Origin of the sequence: Pseudomonas sp. 21LCFQ02 (genome assembly GCF_024129895.2) — a bacterium.
In the GTDB taxonomy this organism is placed as follows: Bacteria; Pseudomonadota; Gammaproteobacteria; order Pseudomonadales; family Pseudomonadaceae; genus Aquipseudomonas.
The window spans coordinates 1,236,864-1,254,208 of sequence record NZ_CM178749.1 but is presented as its reverse complement, the minus strand read 5'-3'; the positions used below and the strand labels follow the sequence as shown (position 1 = coordinate 1,254,208).

General features: G+C 59.2%; 13 protein-coding genes. 5 read left to right on the top strand and 8 right to left on the bottom strand.

Going from position 1 to position 17,345, the window contains the following annotated elements; all coding sequences use genetic code 11:
- Positions 1-251: 251 nt before the first annotated feature.
- The 5 genes from dnaA to NJC40_RS05905 all read left to right on the top strand — a co-directional run bounded on the left by dnaA (position 252) and on the right by NJC40_RS05905 (position 9,021).
- The gene (gene dnaA / locus NJC40_RS05925; protein ID WP_253140963.1) at positions 252-1,802 is read left to right on the top strand and encodes a chromosomal replication initiator protein DnaA; all 1,551 of its coding nucleotides are present in this window, start codon (positions 252-254) and stop codon (positions 1,800-1,802) included.
- 38 nt (positions 1,803-1,840) lie between these two features.
- Complete coding sequence (gene dnaN, locus NJC40_RS05920; protein ID WP_045485312.1) at positions 1,841-2,944, top strand: DNA polymerase III subunit beta; 1,104 nt, start codon at positions 1,841-1,843, stop codon at positions 2,942-2,944.
- Positions 2,945-2,963: 19 nt separating this feature from the next.
- Positions 2,964-4,067 carry a DNA replication/repair protein RecF gene (recF, locus tag NJC40_RS05915; protein ID WP_045485309.1) on the top strand — a complete coding sequence of 368 codons (1,104 nt, stop codon included), beginning with the start codon at positions 2,964-2,966 and terminating at the stop codon, positions 4,065-4,067.
- Positions 4,068-4,071: 4 nt separating this feature from the next.
- Positions 4,072-6,489, top strand: coding sequence for a DNA topoisomerase (ATP-hydrolyzing) subunit B (gene gyrB / locus NJC40_RS05910; RefSeq protein WP_253140964.1), 2,418 nt, complete (start codon positions 4,072-4,074; stop codon positions 6,487-6,489).
- Between the two features lie 288 nt (positions 6,490-6,777).
- Complete coding sequence (locus tag NJC40_RS05905; protein WP_253140965.1) at positions 6,778-9,021, top strand: putative bifunctional diguanylate cyclase/phosphodiesterase; 2,244 nt, start codon at positions 6,778-6,780, stop codon at positions 9,019-9,021.
- Here NJC40_RS05905 and NJC40_RS05900 read toward each other — a convergent pair.
- The 8 genes from NJC40_RS05900 to glyQ all read right to left on the bottom strand — a co-directional run bounded on the left by NJC40_RS05900 (position 9,008) and on the right by glyQ (position 17,332).
- The gene (locus NJC40_RS05900; RefSeq protein ID WP_253140966.1) at positions 9,008-10,252 is read right to left on the bottom strand and encodes a sensor histidine kinase; all 1,245 of its coding nucleotides are present in this window, start codon (positions 10,250-10,252) and stop codon (positions 9,008-9,010) included. The genes NJC40_RS05905 and NJC40_RS05900 overlap by 14 nt on opposite strands.
- A gap of 181 nt (positions 10,253-10,433) precedes the next feature.
- Positions 10,434-10,910, bottom strand: a complete 477-nt coding sequence (locus NJC40_RS05895) for a TonB-dependent receptor domain-containing protein (protein ID WP_253140967.1) — start codon at positions 10,908-10,910, stop codon at positions 10,434-10,436.
- 207 nt (positions 10,911-11,117) lie between these two features.
- A complete protein-coding gene (locus tag NJC40_RS05890; protein ID WP_253140968.1) occupies positions 11,118-11,960 on the bottom strand; it encodes a TonB-dependent receptor in 843 nt (280 codons plus the stop codon).
- An 80-nt stretch (positions 11,961-12,040) separates the two neighbouring features.
- Entirely contained in the window at positions 12,041-12,784 is a 744-nt protein-coding gene (locus NJC40_RS05885) for a FecR domain-containing protein (protein WP_253140969.1), read from the bottom strand.
- 157 nt (positions 12,785-12,941) lie between these two features.
- Positions 12,942-13,712 (bottom strand): lysophospholipid acyltransferase family protein, encoded by a 771-nt coding sequence (locus NJC40_RS05880; protein WP_253113771.1) that lies wholly within the window; start codon positions 13,710-13,712, stop codon positions 12,942-12,944.
- Positions 13,713-13,780: 68 nt separating this feature from the next.
- Positions 13,781-14,323 carry a D-glycero-beta-D-manno-heptose 1,7-bisphosphate 7-phosphatase gene (gene gmhB, locus NJC40_RS05875; RefSeq protein WP_253140970.1) on the bottom strand — a complete coding sequence of 181 codons (543 nt, stop codon included), beginning with the start codon at positions 14,321-14,323 and terminating at the stop codon, positions 13,781-13,783.
- A gap of 10 nt (positions 14,324-14,333) precedes the next feature.
- A complete protein-coding gene (glyS, locus tag NJC40_RS05870) occupies positions 14,334-16,388 on the bottom strand; it encodes a glycine--tRNA ligase subunit beta (protein ID WP_253140971.1) in 2,055 nt (684 codons plus the stop codon).
- Positions 16,385-17,332 (bottom strand): glycine--tRNA ligase subunit alpha, encoded by a 948-nt coding sequence (gene glyQ / locus NJC40_RS05865; RefSeq protein WP_045485286.1) that lies wholly within the window; start codon positions 17,330-17,332, stop codon positions 16,385-16,387. Before glyQ ends, glyS begins: the two co-directional genes overlap by 4 nt.
- Between the last annotated feature and the right edge of the window lie 13 nt (positions 17,333-17,345).

Below are 17,345 nucleotides of genomic sequence, written 5' to 3'. Positions count from 1 at the left end.
GTGCGCATAAGCTGTGTGTGAAAGCGCTTTTTATGCACAGCCAGGTTATGCACAGGGCTCAACCCTGAGTTATGCAAAGAGCTGAATGGCAGTTATCCACAAAGCTTAGCCGGCACCGGTCGTCGGCTGATGTATGGCTCCGATGATCATTTCTTACGAAGCGGCAGCCACCTACATGTGGATAAGTCAGCGGCTGATCGTTACAATGGCGGCTGTTTTTGCCTCAGCGGCTTTCAACTCAGGGGATATCCGTGTCAGTGGAACTTTGGCAGCAGTGCGTGGAGCTTTTGCGCGATGAGCTGCCTGCCCAGCAATTCAATACCTGGATCCGTCCACTACAGGTCGAAGCCGAAGGCGACGAGCTGCGTGTCTATGCACCGAATCGCTTCGTACTCGACTGGGTCAACGAAAAGTACCTGGGGCGTCTGCTCGAGCTTCTCGGCGAGCGTGGTCAAGGTATGGCGCCTGCGCTTTCCTTATTAATAGGCAGCAAGCGCAGTTCGGCGCCCCGTGCGGCACCCAACGCGCCTTTGGCAGCGGCTGCTGCTGCCGCTGCTTCGCACAACGCCCAGGCGAGCGTCGACACGGCGAGCCATTCAGAATCTGCGTCGGTACAAGCCCCGGCACCTGTGGCAGCGCCCGCACCTGTGCAGGCCCCGCCACTCGATGGTCTTGATGAACCGTCGCGTGACAGTTTCGATCCGCTGGCCGGCGCCAACCCGCCACAGGCTCCGGTACGCACTGAACAGCGCACCGTGCAGGTCGAAGGCGCGCTCAAGCACACCAGCTACCTGAACCGCACCTTCACCTTCGAGAACTTCGTTGAAGGCAAGTCGAACCAGCTGGCGCGCGCCGCGGCCTGGCAAGTCGCCGATAATCCCAAGCACGGCTATAACCCGCTGTTCCTTTATGGTGGGGTCGGCCTGGGTAAGACTCACTTGATGCATGCGGTGGGCAACCACCTGCTGAAAAAGAATCCCAATGCCAAGGTTGTGTACCTGCATTCGGAGCGTTTCGTGGCCGACATGGTCAAGGCGCTGCAGCTCAATGCAATCAACGAGTTCAAGCGTTTCTATCGCTCGGTCGACGCATTGCTGATCGACGATATTCAGTTCTTCGCCCGCAAGGAGCGTTCCCAGGAAGAGTTTTTCCACACCTTCAACGCATTGCTTGAGGGTGGCCAGCAGGTGATTCTCACCAGCGACCGTTACCCCAAGGAAATCGAAGGGCTGGAAGAGCGGCTCAAGTCCCGTTTCGGCTGGGGTCTGACCGTCGCGGTCGAGCCGCCGGAACTGGAAACCCGGGTGGCGATCCTGATGAAGAAGGCCGATCAGGCCAAGGTCGACCTGCCACATGATGCTGCGTTCTTCATTGCCCAGCGCATTCGTTCCAACGTTCGGGAACTCGAAGGCGCGCTCAAGCGCGTTATTGCGCACTCGCACTTCATGGGCCGCGACATCACCATCGAGCTGATCCGTGAGTCGCTGAAGGACCTGCTGGCGCTGCAAGACAAACTGGTCAGTGTGGATAACATCCAGCGCACTGTCGCCGAGTACTACAAGATCAAGATCTCTGATCTGTTGTCCAAGCGTCGTTCGCGCTCGGTGGCCCGACCACGGCAGGTGGCCATGGCGCTCTCCAAAGAGCTGACCAACCACAGCCTGCCCGAGATTGGCGACGTATTTGGCGGACGTGACCACACCACGGTGTTGCACGCCTGCCGCAAGATCAACGAACTCAAGGAATCCGACGCGGATATCCGCGAGGACTACAAGAACCTGCTGCGTACATTGACCACATGATGACGCCAGTGCTGTTTATCGAGGCAAGGGACTAGACCATGCATTTCACCATTCAACGCGAAGCCTTGTTGAAACCTCTGCAATTGGTCGCCGGCGTAGTCGAACGCCGTCAGACCTTGCCGGTGCTTTCCAACGTGCTTCTGGTTGTCGAAGGCCAGCAACTGTCGCTGACCGGTACTGACCTGGAAGTAGAGCTGGTTGGCCGCGTCCAGCTGGAAGAGCCTGCCGAGCCGGGGGAGATCACCGTACCGGCGCGCAAGCTGATGGATATCTGCAAGAGTCTGCCTAACGACGCGCTCATCGACATCAAGCTTGATGACGCCAAACTGCTGGTCAAGGCTGGCCGTAGCCGTTTTACGCTTTCTACGCTGCCAGCCAATGATTTCCCGGCGGTGGAAGAAGGCCCTGGCTCGCTGACTTTCCAGTTGGTGCAGAGCAAGGTACGCCGTTTGATCGAACGCACCAGCTTTGCCATGGCTCAGCAGGATGTTCGTTACTACCTCAATGGCATGTTGCTGGAAGTCAGCACCGGCATCCTGCGTGCCGTGGCCACCGACGGTCACCGCCTGGCCATGTGCTCGATGGCAGCAGAGATCGGTGAGACCGAGCGTCACCAGGTCATCGTGCCACGCAAAGGCATCCTGGAGATGGCGCGCCTGCTCACCGAGCAGGATGGCCTGGTCAGCATCGTTCTTGGCCAGCACCACATCCGTGCGACCACCGGCGAGTTCACCTTCACGTCCAAACTGGTCGATGGCAAGTTCCCGGATTACGAGCGCGTGCTGCCCAAGGGTGGTGACAAGCTGGTACTGGGTGACCGTCAGGCATTGCGCGAAGCGTTCAGCCGTACGGCGATTCTTTCCAACGAGAAGTATCGTGGCATCCGCCTGCAGCTGGCAGCCGGTCAGTTGAAGATTCAGGCCAACAACCCTGAGCAGGAAGAAGCCGAAGAAGAGATCAGCGTGGAGTACAACGGCAGTGCGCTGGAGATTGGCTTCAACGTCAGCTACCTGCTCGATGTGCTGGGTGTCATGACCACTGAACAGGTTCGTCTGATCCTTTCCGACTCCAACAGCAGCGCGCTGGTGCAGGAATCGGATAACGATGACTCTGCCTATGTCGTCATGCCGATGCGTCTGTAACTGACCCCAGACTCAGTCGATGTCTCTCAGCCGCGTCTCGGTCACCGGGGTGCGCAATCTGCACCCGGTGACCTTCTCCCCCTCCGCACGTATCAACATCCTTCACGGCGCCAATGGCAGCGGCAAGACCAGCGTGCTGGAAGCCATTCACCTGCTGGGTCTGGCTCGCTCGTTTCGCAGCACCCGGCTGCTTCCGGTCATTCAATACGAGCAACCCAATTGCACGGTTTTTGGTCAGGTCGAACTGGCTGAAGGTGGCCATAGCAACCTGGGTATCTCTCGTGATCGGCAAGGGGAATTTCAGATTCGTATTGATGGTCAGAATGCGCGCAGCACAGCGCAACTGGCCGAAACTCTGCCCTTGCAGTTGATCAATCCGGACAGCTTTCGCCTGCTTGAGGGCGCACCGAAGATACGTCGGCAGTTTCTCGATTGGGGAGTGTTCCACGTGGAACCTCGCTTTATGGCCACTTGGCAGCGCCTGCAGAAAGCCCTGCGGCAGCGAAACTCGTGGCTGCGGCGTGGTACACTTGACACCGCTTCGCAAGCAGCATGGGACAGGGAACTGTGCCTGGCCAGTAACGAGATCGATGAATTCCGGCGTGCTTATATCAAGGCACTCAAACCGGTCTTTGAAAAGACATTGAGCGATCTTGTCGAGTTGGAAGGTCTGACCCTCAGCTATTACCGCGGGTGGGACAAAGAGAAAGAGCTGAGCACGGTGCTCGCCGCCTCTTTGCACCGCGACCAGCAGATGGGCCATACCCAGGCCGGCCCGCAACGAGCAGATCTGCGCCTGAGGCTGGGCGCTCACAACGCGGCAGACATTCTCTCCCGCGGACAGCAAAAGCTGGTGGTCTGCGCTTTACGGATTGCCCAAGGACACCTGGTTAGCCAGGCGCGCCGAGGCCAGTGCATCTATCTGGTAGATGATTTGCCATCTGAATTGGATGACCAGCATCGCCGTGCACTTTGCCGCTTGCTGGAAGACTTACGCTGCCAGGTGTTCATCACCTGTGTAGATCACGAATTATTGAGCGAAGGCTGGCAAACGGAAACGCCAGTTGCTTTGTTCCACGTGGAACAAGGTCGTATCACCCAGACCCACGACCATCGGGAGTGATTGCATGAGCGAAAACCAAACGTACGACTCCTCCAGTATCAAGGTACTGAAAGGACTGGATGCCGTACGCAAGCGTCCCGGGATGTACATCGGCGATACGGACGATGGCAGCGGTCTGCACCACATGGTATTCGAGGTGGTTGATAACTCGATCGACGAAGCGCTGGCTGGCCATTGCGACGACATCAGTGTGATCATCCATCCGGACGAGTCTATTACCGTACGCGACAACGGTCGCGGTATTCCGGTAGACGTCCACAAAGAAGAAGGCGTCTCGGCAGCAGAGGTCATCATGACCGTGCTTCACGCCGGCGGTAAGTTCGACGACAACTCCTATAAGGTTTCCGGCGGCCTGCACGGTGTGGGTGTGTCGGTGGTTAACGCCCTGTCCGAAGTACTGCAGCTGACCGTCCGCCGCAGCGGCAAAATCTGGGAGCAGACCTACGTCCACGGTGTTCCACAAGAGCCGATGAAAATCGTCGGTGAAAGTGAAACCACCGGCACCCAGATCCACTTCAAGCCTTCGGCTGAGACCTTCAAGAACATCCACTTCAGTTGGGACATTCTCGCCAAACGTATTCGCGAGCTGTCGTTTCTGAACTCCGGCGTGGGTATCGTCCTCAAGGACGAGCGCTCCGGCAAGGAAGAACTGTTCAAATATGAAGGCGGCCTGCGTGCTTTCGTTGAATACCTGAACACCAACAAGAGCACCGTGAACCAGGTCTTCCATTTCAACGTCCAGCGCGATGATGGCGTGGGCGTTGAGGTTGCGTTGCAGTGGAACGACAGCTTCAACGAGAACCTGTTGTGCTTCACCAATAACATCCCGCAACGCGACGGCGGTACTCACCTGGTGGGTTTCCGTTCGGCCCTGACGCGCAACCTGAACAACTACATCGAGCAGGAAGGTCTGGCCAAGAAACACAAGGTCGCGACCACCGGTGACGATGCCCGTGAAGGCCTGACCGCGATCATCTCGGTCAAGGTGCCGGATCCGAAGTTCAGTTCGCAGACCAAAGACAAGCTGGTTTCGTCCGAGGTCAAGACCGCGGTGGAACAGGAGATGGGCAAGTACTTCTCTGACTTCCTGCTGGAAAACCCCAACGAAGCCAAGGCTGTCGTGGGCAAGATGCTCGATGCTGCCCGTGCCCGTGAAGCGGCGCGCAAGGCCCGTGAGATGACTCGCCGCAAGGGCGCGCTGGACATCGCCGGCCTGCCGGGCAAACTGGCCGACTGCCAAGAGAAAGACCCTGCCCTCTCCGAACTGTACCTGGTGGAGGGTGACTCTGCGGGTGGCTCGGCCAAACAAGGTCGTAACCGCAGGACCCAGGCAATCCTGCCGCTCAAGGGCAAGATCCTCAACGTCGAGAAAGCACGTTTCGACAAGATGATCTCGTCGCAGGAAGTCGGCACGCTGATCACCGCGCTGGGCTGCGGTATCGGCCGCGAAGAGTACAACATCGACAAGCTGCGTTATCACAACATCATCATCATGACCGATGCTGACGTCGACGGTTCGCACATCCGTACCCTGCTGTTGACGTTCTTCTTCCGTCAGTTGCCAGAGCTGATCGAGCGCGGCTATATCTACATCGCTCAGCCGCCGCTGTACAAGGTCAAGAAAGGCAAGCAAGAGCAGTACATCAAAGACGACGACGCCATGGAAGAATACATGACCCAGTCGGCTCTGGAAGATGCCAGCCTGCACCTCAGCGAATCAGCACCGGGTATTTCCGGCGAGGCGCTGGAGCGCCTGGTCAATGAGTTCCGTGGGGTGATGAAGACCCTCAAGCGCTTGTCGCGCCTGTACCCTCAGGAGTTGACCGAGCACTTCATCTACCTGCAGGCAGTGTCGCTGGAGCAGCTCTCGGATCACGCCGCGATGCAAGCCTGGCTGGGCAAGTTCGAAGAACGTCTGCGCTCTGTCGAGAAGTCGGGTCTGGTCTACAAGGCCAGCTTGCGCGAAGACCGTGAGCGCAATATCTGGCTCCCGGAAGTCGAGCTGATCTCGCATGGTCTGTCGAGCTATGTCACCTTCAACCGTGACTTCTTCGGCAGCAATGACTACAAGAGCATCACGACCCTGGGCGCGCAGATCAGCTCGCTGCTGGATGAAGGCGCCTACGTGCAACGGGGTGAGCGCAAGAAAGCAGTGACCGAGTTCAAGGATGCCCTGAACTGGCTGATGACCGAGAGCACCAAGCGCCACACCATCCAGCGCTATAAAGGATTGGGCGAGATGAACCCGGACCAGCTGTGGGAAACCACCATGGACCCGACTGTCCGTCGCATGCTCAAAGTGACGATCGAAGACGCCATCGCGGCGGACCAGATCTTCAACACCCTGATGGGCGACGCGGTGGAGCCACGCCGGGACTTCATCGAAAGCAACGCACTGGCGGTCGCCAACCTCGACTTCTGAGGCTTGGCGCTGTTGGCCCATGCTTGTGATGGGCACTTGAAAAGCCCCCGACAGCAACGCTGTCGGGGGCTTTTTACTGCTGGAGCGCAGGCATCATGCTCTCGCGCCTCTCGGGACACCGACGGGCACACAGGCTAGGCCGTGCTACCCTCTGTCTTTAGCTGGTCTTGTGTCAGCTCGGCAGGTCATGCACCACGCCTCCCCGGCTTGCCCGGCGCCGCATGTGTTCAAGGATGAAAGATGCATGACTGACTGTTCCTCTGCTATTCGGATGTTGGAGCGTGTGCGATGACCCCGGCTTCCAGTCTTAACCGGCGTATCCTGATCATCGACGATACACCTTCGATTCACGGTGATTTTCGCAAGATCCTCTGCCCTCGCAACGAGGCCGCAGATGATCTGGCCCAAGCCGAAGCGCTTCTGTTTGGCAGCCCCAATACTTCCGAGCGTGCATCGGAGTTTGAACTCGACAGCGCTTATCAGGGCCAGGAGGCCCTCGCTCTGGTGGAGCAGGCGCTGGCTGCGGGGCGTCCTTATGCCCTGGCCTTCATCGATATGCGCATGCCGCCCGGTTGGGATGGTCTGCAGACCCTTGAGCATCTATGGCAGGTCGACTCACGTTTACAGGTGGTGCTGTGCACAGCCTACTCGGACTACTCTCTGGAAGAGATGACCGGTCGGGTCGACATGGGCGACCGGCTGCTGATCCTCAAGAAGCCTTTCGATCCTATCGAAATCGTGCAGATGGCCAGGGCCATGACGGTCAAGTGGCAGATGACCGAAGAGGCGCAGCGCAAGATGAACCTGCTGGAGCAAGCGGTGCAGGAGCGAACGCGGGACTTGTCCGATGCCAATATCATCGTGCAGAACAGCCCGACCATCCTCTACCGGCTACGTGGCCAGCCGTCATTTCCGCTGATGTACATCTCGCACAACATCACCAAGTTCGGTCACCAGCGCGCTGCATTGCTGGCCTCAGCCGACTGGACACAGACCCTGATTCATCCCGAGGACCAGGACAAGGTCAATGAGGCCATGGGCTGGGTTCTTGATAAAGGTGCCCAAGGGGCGTCCATTGAGTTCCGGCTGCGGACCGGCTCCGATGACTATCGCTGGGTCGAGAATCGCTATGTGCCGGTGCGTGACAACAGCGGCAGGCTGCTGGAGATCGAAGGCATCATTATTGATATCACCGAGCGCAAGCAGGCCGAAGAAAAGATCTCGCAACTGGCGCGTATCGATGGCCTGACCGGCATCGCCAACCGGGCGACTCTGATGGAGCGTCTGCGCTATGCGTTTGCTGCTGCTGAGCGCGGTGCGATGTCGTTCGCGGTGTTCTATCTGGATCTCGATCACTTCAAACGCATCAACGACACCCTCGGGCACGCGGTGGGTGATCTGCTGTTACGGGAAACCGCTCGGCGTCTGAGCGAATGCACCCGGGAGAGCGATCTGGTGGCGCGCCTGGGCGGCGATGAGTTTGCCATCCTGCAACTGGAGATGGGTGATCCAGACAACGCGGCGGCATTGGCCATGAAGCTCAACAGTCGCCTGATGCAGCCTTATCATCTGGATGGCCATGACCTGTATGTGTCGTCCAGTATCGGCATCAGTACCTATGCGCCGGGCTGTGCCAGCGCCGAGAGCCTGCTGAGCCAGGCTGATATGGCGTTGTACCGCTCCAAGGAAACCGGCCGTAATCAGTACCACTTTCACTCGGAAGACATCAACGAGGAGGTCAGCAGTCGGATTACCTTGATTGCCGAGCTCAAGCAGGCGCTGATCCGCGAAGAACTTGAGCTGTACTACCTGCCGGAAATCGACCTGCAGACCGGCGCCATCCTGGGGATGGAAGCCTTGCTGCGCTGGCACCACCCGGTTCGTGGTTTACTCGATGCCGGCGAGTTTGTATCGGCAGCGGAAAAGGCCGGCACCATCGTGGCGGTCGGGCAATGGGTACTTAACCAGGCCTGCAAGCAGATGCGCGAATGGCAGCAGCGGCAGATCGCGCCACCGGTAATATCCATCAACCTGTCGCTGACCCAGCTCAAGCGTGGTAGCGAGTTCGTCAGTGAAGTGATCCAGACCATCAATCGTTGGCAGCTACAGCCATCGGATCTTGAGCTGGATGTCACCGAGGCCACTCTGGCGCACACCAAGTGGACCCATAACGACGTGCTCCCGAAACTGCGCGAGTTGGGTATCAAGATCGCTATTGATGACTTTGGTACTGATTACTCGTCTTTCGATTATCTGAAGACCTTCCGGGTCAACCGGCTCAAACTTGCACCGATCTTTGTGACCCATGCACGGGATGATTTTCACAGCGCGATCACTCTGCGGACCATCATCAACTTTGCCAACGAAGTCGGCATCGGAGTGATCGCTGAAGGCGTGGAGACGCTGGAACAGAGAAACGCGTTGATCTCCACCGGCTCGACCGTCGCCGCTCACGGCTATTACTTCAGTGAGGCCGTGAACAGCGAGCATGCCGGTGAGCTATTGGCCGAGGGCCATATCAACCTTGAGTGATGGGCAGTGCCAGGGTGAAGGATGCCCCTTTGCCCTGCCCCTCGCTGCGAGCGGTCAGGCTGCCGCCCATGTCCCTGGCGGCGAGGACGCAACTGTGCAGGCCAAACCCGTGGCCCGACGCCCGAGTGGTAAAGCCATGTTCGAAGACTCGGGCAAGGTTCTCTTCGCGAATGCCTTCACCGTTATCCGCTACCTCGATCCTGATCTCGGCCTCATCGGCCTCCATCCGCAACACGATTTGGCTGGGGTGATCCTTGACCGGTTCGAGGGCTTGCTTGGCATTATTGATGAGGTTGACGAGAATCTGCAGGACCTTGTGCTTGTCGAGATTGATCTCTGGAACGTCGCGGAAGTCCTTGACCAAGGTGATGGTGTGGCGGGCCAGTGACACATCACAGATGCGCACCACGTCCTCGATCAGGTCGCGCAACTGCACCGGTTCCATGAAGCTGGAACTGCCCGCGTAAGACTGCTGGGTGGCGACGATATCCTTGATGTGGTCGATGCTTTTGGTCAGCAGCGCAAGTTCATCGAGCAGGCTCTGTTGTTCGGCTTCCATGGCTTCGGCCAGCTTGTTCAGATAGCCCGGCAGCATCTGCCCTTTCGGGTCGTGGCTCATGAAGTCGCCCAGGTCATGAGTATGCTCATTGAGCAGTTGCACCACCTTCGAGACGCCCTGGCCCTTCGAGCCACGAATCTTTTCTCGCAGCACCTGCGCTGAGACATTCACGCTGTTAAGCACATTGCCGACGTTGTGCAGGACGTTGGTGGCGATCTCCGCCATGCCCGCCTGGCGTGCAGTGGCAATCAGTTCGGCCTGGGTTGCGCGCAGCTCTTCATTGACCTTGGCCAGTTGTGACGGGCTGGGAATCTTCAACGCCAGCGGTATCAGCTTGATCAGCATAATCGCCGTCAACAGCGATGCCGTCGCAGTGATGACCTTGATGAAAGCTGAGATCCAGTAATACGGATACCAGATGGTAATGATCTCCATCACATGGGTCGCGCCGCAGGCCAGGATGAACACACCGAAACAGACGAATATCCAGTCGAAGGGAATGTCCTTGCGCTTACGGATGAAGTACAGCAAGGCAAACGGAATACTGATGTAACTCAGGGTAATCAGGCTGTCGGACAGTACATTGGCCCACAGTAAATCGGGCCGCCAGAAATAGCAGTGACCGTGGGGCATGAACCGGTCATCGGTCAGCATGTTGAAGAGATCATTCATGGTGCGACTTCCTCACTGGACCAAGGGGGACGGCCAGGTGGTGGGCAGGATGATGGCGGGAGTCTAGCCTAGCAAAGCCCGAGATGTTGTCCTGCTCTGTCCAGAGCACGGAATGTTCCACGTGAAACACTGGGTGCAGCAGGCAGATGAAGAACCCCGGCAGCAGGCGGCTGTCAGGGTCCTATATCTGAACAGGGTGGAGGCTGAAGCCGGTTTGGAATCTGTAACTGGCGGTCACCTGGATATTGCGCAGGTCGCCGTAGAATGCAGTTGGCCAGCTGGAGGTGTTCTGGGAGATCGTCTGGTAGTACTTCTTGTCGAAGACATTGTTCAAACCAAAACGCAGATCCAGATGCTCGGAAGCTTTGTAGCCGGCATTGAGATCGACAACGTAGTAGGCAGCCTGCTCGATTTCGTAGCCCACCCCTGCCGTAGTGCCCTTGTTAAAAATCGAGCTTTGAGCATACAGGCTGCCGCCCACGCGCCAGCGCTCCCACTGATTGGGGAGCTTATACATGGTGCTGAGCTTGAACTGGTGGCGTGGCACGTCGGTGTCGAATAGATCACCTCGCTCGAACACTCCCGAATCTTTACCGAGCTGGCGCGAAAAGCCCCTTCCTTCAGGTGGGGGACGAAAGCGCCACCGCGAAGCGGTCATAGGGGTTTAAATCCACAAAACCGCCCCTATTCTGTATTTCATTACTGAAATGAAAGCGACCAAAACCCTCAAGATTCGAGTGCGAGACAAGCACGCAGCGCAGCTGAGTGAAGCTTCTCGTGCTGTGAATTTTGTGTGGAACTACGTAAACGAGTTGAGCTGTCGCTCGATTCGTGAGCACGGTCGTTTTCTGTCGGCGTTCGACATTCACAAGTACACCAACGGGGCCGAACCCTGCACCAGTCCCGTGGCTCCCCTGGTAACTTCCACCCGGTCGTACATCGCCAGGTTGGCAGGTGTGATAGCGTCTGCCGCAGTCCCCAGTAAGGTCGGCAGTCCGTCATACAATAGGCTGTTGATCTGAAAGCCACGCGCGTAAAAGGTGTAGCGCTCCGGGCCGATCTTCTGCATCGTCAGCCCTGGAGTCTTGCTGATAGCCTCCTGCACAGTGGTCAGGCTGGCGTCATCCATCTGCTGGCGCGTCACGACACTCACCGATTGAGGTGTCTCACGCATTGTTAACGCCAGTTTCGTAGCGGTTTGCATTGAGCCGGTGGTGTAGGACCCCGTGTTCTCGGTGGTCGCCCCCAGCCCTCGTGCGTTGATATCGGTCGCGCCCAAGACAACCGCATCGCCCGCCTCTATCACCTTTTGCAACGTGTAATTGCCGCCGCTATTGATCGCTTGCAATCCGGTATCTGCCAACAGCTTTGCCAGCCCTTCCCTTACCCCATAGCTGCCATTGAGCCCCGGACTGCGCTTGCCTGCCGTTAACGTCCCGTCAACGGAAAGCAATATCCCCGACTCGCTGGCAAAGCGATTAAGCACCTGATCCAGGCTGCCGGCCGCAATTGCATAGCATAGGTACGGCTCTGCTGCTGTTGCGCCGGCGCTGTGCTGGCGGCCCACGCAGGTAGCGCCGGTACACCGGCCAACAGGCTGGCAACCAGGGCGTGACGGATCGAAAGGCTGAGTCTGGAGCGCGGTGTGGCGGGCAGGTACGGCATTCTGATTATTTCCCCCTTGAGAATGCTTGGTTATTGGTTTCAAGAGGTATCCCGAGCGAGGCGGGAAAACCGACAAGCCGGGATCGATAATTTTATAAGCTGCGCAGCGCACGGGGTGTTCGGTCAGTCCCGTGGTCCTACGGTTACCCAATAGGCTGTCAGGCGCTGGACCTTGACCGGCAGCGATTGCTGCAGCGCCAGCAGCACCCGGTCGGTATCGTCCAGCGGGAATACGCCGGTCAGTGGCAGTGCGGCTACCGCCGGGTCGCAACGCAGCACGCCGGGACGGTGGCGCGCCAGCTCGTGAAGAAACTGGCCGAGGGGCACACGTTCGGCAACAAGGCGGCCCTGAGTCCAGGCAATGGCATTGGGGTCCGCGCGATCGAGCTGCCCCATTTGTTCGGCGTTGAACCAGCGCTGTTGTCCTGCCTGGAGACGAGCGGCCGGGGCGTGTCGGGGACGCAGCTCCAGTTCGCCTTCGAACAGTTCGACACGGCTGCCGCCAGCCACTTCATACACAGAGAAGCGCGTGCCCAGCGCCTGGATCTCGCCGACGGCGGTTTCCACTATCAATGGCCGGTTCTGCAGATCCTTGCCGCTTTGCAGAAGGATCTCGCCACTGAGCAGGCGGATCCGTCGCTCGTGGTGATTGAAGCGGATATTCACCGCTGTGCCGCTATTCAGGCTCAACTGGCTGCCCTCGGCCAGGGTCTGGCTCAGACGTTCGCGGCTGCCGGTACGCAGGTCGGCCATGGCGTCACGCCAAGGTAACTGTTGGTGGACCAGGTAGCCGCCACCACCGGCCAGCAGCAACGCACCAAGCAGTTTGAGGGTCTGGCGCTTGCAAATGACCGGGATAACACGCATAAAAAAACCGGCGCCTCGAGAGGCGCCGGTTCAATCAGCAAAAAACTTATGCACGTTTTCAGCTCACTGATGACTTATAGAAATAAGCATGTAAATCAATGAGTTATTGAAAATATTCGCGAGTTTCAGAAAATTCGCACACAGGTTATCCACAATTTCAGGCAGGCACTTTTTCTTCGCCTGTCAGCGGTGTGGCGGGGGAGCCCAGAGCACGCTGGGTGGCCTCGTTCCAGGCCTGAACCCGCTCATTGAGTTCGGCAATGGCGCGTGGGCCCGTACCTTCAGCCTGCATCGGGGCACCGATCACCAGCTCGATGGTGCCCGGCGTTTTGCCCCAGCCATCACGAGGCCAGAACTTGCCGGCGTTGTGGGCAATCGGCAGGACCGGCAGGCCGGCATTGACTGCCAGCGAGGCTCCGCCACGAGTGAACTTGCCAACCTTGCCGTAGGGCACGCGAGTGCCTTCCGGGAAGATCAGTACCCAGACCTTGTCCTTGAGCAGTTCGTCACCCTTCTTGGCGATGTGCTTGAGCGCCGCCTTGGGGTTGTCGCGGTCAATGGCGATCGGGCGCAGCATGGCCATCGCCCAGCCGAAGAACGGCACGTACAGCAGTTCGCGCTTGAGTACCTGGCTCAGTGGCGAGAAGTACGCCGACAGGAAAAAGGTTTCCCAGGTGCTCTGGTGGTTGGAGATGATCACGCAGGGCGTTTCAGGCACATGCTCCTGGCCGGTGACCTTGACCTTGATGCCCAGGATGCTGCGCACCAGCAGCAGGGCGAAGCGGCACCAATACACGTTGATGAAGCGGTAGCGCTGCTTGAACGGCAGGAACGGCGCAACGAAAAAGCTCAGCGAACACCACAGCAAGGCACTGCCGCCGAGGCACAGGTAAAAGATAAAGATCCTGATGGTCTGAATGATCGACATGCTGACGTTTACCTAGCGGGCAGCGGCCCGTTCATTGCGCGTGTGATGAAGAATGCCGGAGGCAGGTCTCAGCCAGCACGGGTGTGGATAAGTTGCCTGGCAACCGCCGCCAGGTCATCGAAAACCAGCGTGCCGGCCGGGAGCTGGCCGTCTATCGTTCTTTGCCCCTTGCCGGTCAATACCAGCACCGGTTGAGCTTCGACGGCCAGCGCCGCCTGCAGGTCACCCTTGCTGTCGCCCACGAACCACAGGCCTTTGAGGTCTGTGCCATAGTGCCGAGAGATGGTGTGCAGCATGCCCGGCAGTGGCTTGCGACAATCGCAGCCGGCATCCGGGCCATGTGGACAATAGACGATCAAGCCAACCTCGCCGCCCAGCTCGGCCACCCGCTTGCGCAATTGCGCGTGCATGGCGTCCAGGGTGGCCAAGTCGTAATAACCTCGGGCAATACCGGACTGGTTGGTGGCAATCGCCACCGTCCAGCCGGCCTTGCTCAGTTCTGCGATGGCCTCGATCGAGCCGGGAATGGGGATCCACTCCTGCACCGACTTGATGTAGGCGTCGGAGTCCTGATTGATCACCCCGTCACGATCGAGAATCAGCAGTTTCACTCTTTACTCCTCAGCCCAGCAGCGAGATATCAGCCACGCCCAGGAACAGGCCGCGCAGACGCGCCAGCAGCGCGTAGCGGTTGGCCCGCACGTTGGCGTCTTCGGCATTGACCATCACCGCTTCGAAGAACGCATCGACCGGCTCGCGCAGGTTGGCCAGACGGGTCAGCGCTTCGTTGTACTTACGCTCGGCGGCCATTGGCTGCACGGCGTGATCGGCTTGTTGAATGGCCGAGTACAGGGAGAACTCGTTGGCGTTGTCGAAGTACTTCGGCTCGATGGTCGAGGCAACCTTGCCCTCGGCCTTGCTGAGCAGGTTCGATACCCGCTTGTTCACCGCTGCCAGCGCGGCAGCCTGCGGCAGTTTGCGGAACGCCTGAACGGCTTGTACACGCTGGTCGAAGTCGAGTGCCGAACCTGGCTGCAGCGCACGTACCGAGAGGTACACCGCCACTTCGATGCCTTCGTCTTCATAACGTGCACGCAGGCGGTCGAAGATGAACTCCAGCACCTGATCGGCAAGGCCTGCGGCCTTGACCTTGGCGCCGAACTGGCCGACGGCGTATTTCACGGTGTCGATCAGGTCCAGGTCGAGTTGTTTCTCGATCAGGATGCGCAGGATGCCCAAGGCCGCACGACGCAGCGCATAAGGGTCTTTGCTGCCGGTCGGCAGCATGCCGATGCCGAAGATGCCGACCAGGGTGTCGAGCTTGTCGGCGATGGCCACTGCCGCACCGGTCAGGGTCGACGGCAGTTCAGCGCCGGCGCCACGTGGCATGTACTGCTCGTTCAGTGCCAGGGCCACATCTTCCGGCTCACCGTCGTGTTTGGCGTAGTAGTAACCGGCAATGCCCTGCATTTCCGGGAACTCGCCGACCATCTCGGTGGACAGGTCGCACTTGGACAGGATACCGGCACGTGCCGCACGCTGGGCGTCGCCGCCGATGCGCGGAGCGATGTAGGCAGCCAGTTTCGAAACCCGCTCGGCCTTGTCGTAGACGCTGCCCAGTTGGGCCTGGAACACCACGTTTTTCAGACGCTCGTTGAAGCTTTCGAGCTTCTGCTTCTTGTCCTGCTTGAAGAAGAACTCGGCGTCGGTCAGGCGTGGACGCACGACCTTCTCGTTACCGTGGACGATTTGCGCCGGGTCTTTGCTTTCGATGTTGGCCACGGTGATGAAGCGCGGCAGCAGCTTGCCTTCGGCGTCAAGCAGGCAGAAGTACTTCTGGTTGTCCTGCATGGTGGTGATCAGCGCTTCCTGAGGCACTTCCAGGAAGCGCTCTTCGAAGGAGCAGACCAGCGGCACCGGCCATTCGACCAGGCCGGTCACTTCGTCGAGCAGGGCTGGCGGCACGATGGCGGTGCCTTGCTGCTGGGCAGCCAGTTCTTCAACACGCTTGCTGATGATCTGCCGACGCTCGTTGGCGTCAGCCAGTACGTATGCGGCACGCAGGTCGGTCAGGTAGCCGGCCGGCGAGCTGATACGCACATCTTCCGGGTGATGGAAGCGGTGGCCACGGGACAGACGGCCAGCGGTCTGGGCCAGAATCGTGCAATCGACGACCTGGTCACCAAACAGCATCACCAGCCACTGGGTCGGACGCACGAACTCTTCCTTGCGCGCGGCCCAGCGCATGCGCTTGGCGATCGGCAGGTCGTTGAGCGAATCTTCGACGATGGTTGGCAGCAGCGAAGTGGTCGGCTTGCCCGCGATGTTCTGCACAAAGCGCAGCTTGGCGCCGCTCTGGTCGATCTCGGCCAGATCCACCCCGCACTTCTTGGCAAAGCCAAGTGCGGCCTGGGTCGGGTTACCTTCGGCGTCGAACGCGGCCTGGCGCGGCGGGCCGTCCAGATTCACGCTGCGGTCCGGTTGCTGGCTGGCAAGACCGGTGACCAGTACCGCCAGGCGGCGTGGTGCGGCGTAGACCTGGCTGGCACTGTAGGTCAGGCCAGCGGCCTGCAGGCCCTTTTCGATGCCGGCCAGAAATGCATCGGCCAGGCTGCCCAGAGTCTTGGGTGGCAGTTCTTCGGTGCCCAGTTCAACCAGAAAATCTTGAGCACTCATTGTGCAGCCTCCAGCTTGGCCAATACTTCGTCGCGCAGATCAGGTGCCGCCATCGGGAAGCCCAGCTTGGCCCGCGATTGCAGGTAAGCCTGGGCCACGGCGCGGGCCAGGGTACGCACGCGCAGAATGTACTGCTGACGTGCCGTCACCGAGATTGCCCGGCGGGCGTCGAGCAGGTTGAAGGTGTGCGACGCCTTGAGCACCATTTCATAGCTCGGCAGCGGCAGCTCCAGACCGATCAGGCGCTGGGCTTCACCTTCATAGAAATCGAACAGCTCGAACAGCTTGTCGACGCTGGCGTGTTCGAAGTTGTAGGTCGATTGCTCCACTTCGTTCTGGTGGAACACATCGCCATAGGTGACCTTGCCGAACGGACCGTCGGCCCAGACCAGATCGTAGACCGAGTCCACGCCCTGCTGGTACATGGCCAGACGCTCCAGACCGTAGGTGATCTCGCCGGTTACCGGGTAGCACTCGATACCGCCGACCTGCTGGAAGTAGGTGAATTGCGAAACTTCCATGCCGTTGAGCCAGATTTCCCAGCCCAGCCCCCAGGCGCCCAGCGTCGGCGACTCCCAGTTGTCCTCGACGAACCGTACGTCATGCACCAGCGGATCGAGGCCGATGTGCTTGAGCGAGCCCAGGTACAGCTCCTGGAAGTTGTCGGGGTTGGGCTTGAGCACCACCTGGAACTGGTAGTAGTGCTGCAGGCGGTTGGGGTTTTCACCATAACGGCCGTCGGTAGGGCGGCGGCTCGGCTGAACGTAGGCGGCGTTCCAGGTCTCCGGGCCTACGGCGCGCAGAAACGTGGCGGTGTGGAAAGTACCGGCGCCCACTTCCATATCGTAGGGCTGAAGCACCACACAACCTTGATCGGCCCAGTATTGCTGGAGGGCGAGGATCAAGTCTTGGAAGGTACGCACGGCTGGCGTAGGCTGGCTCACAAAATTCACCTGT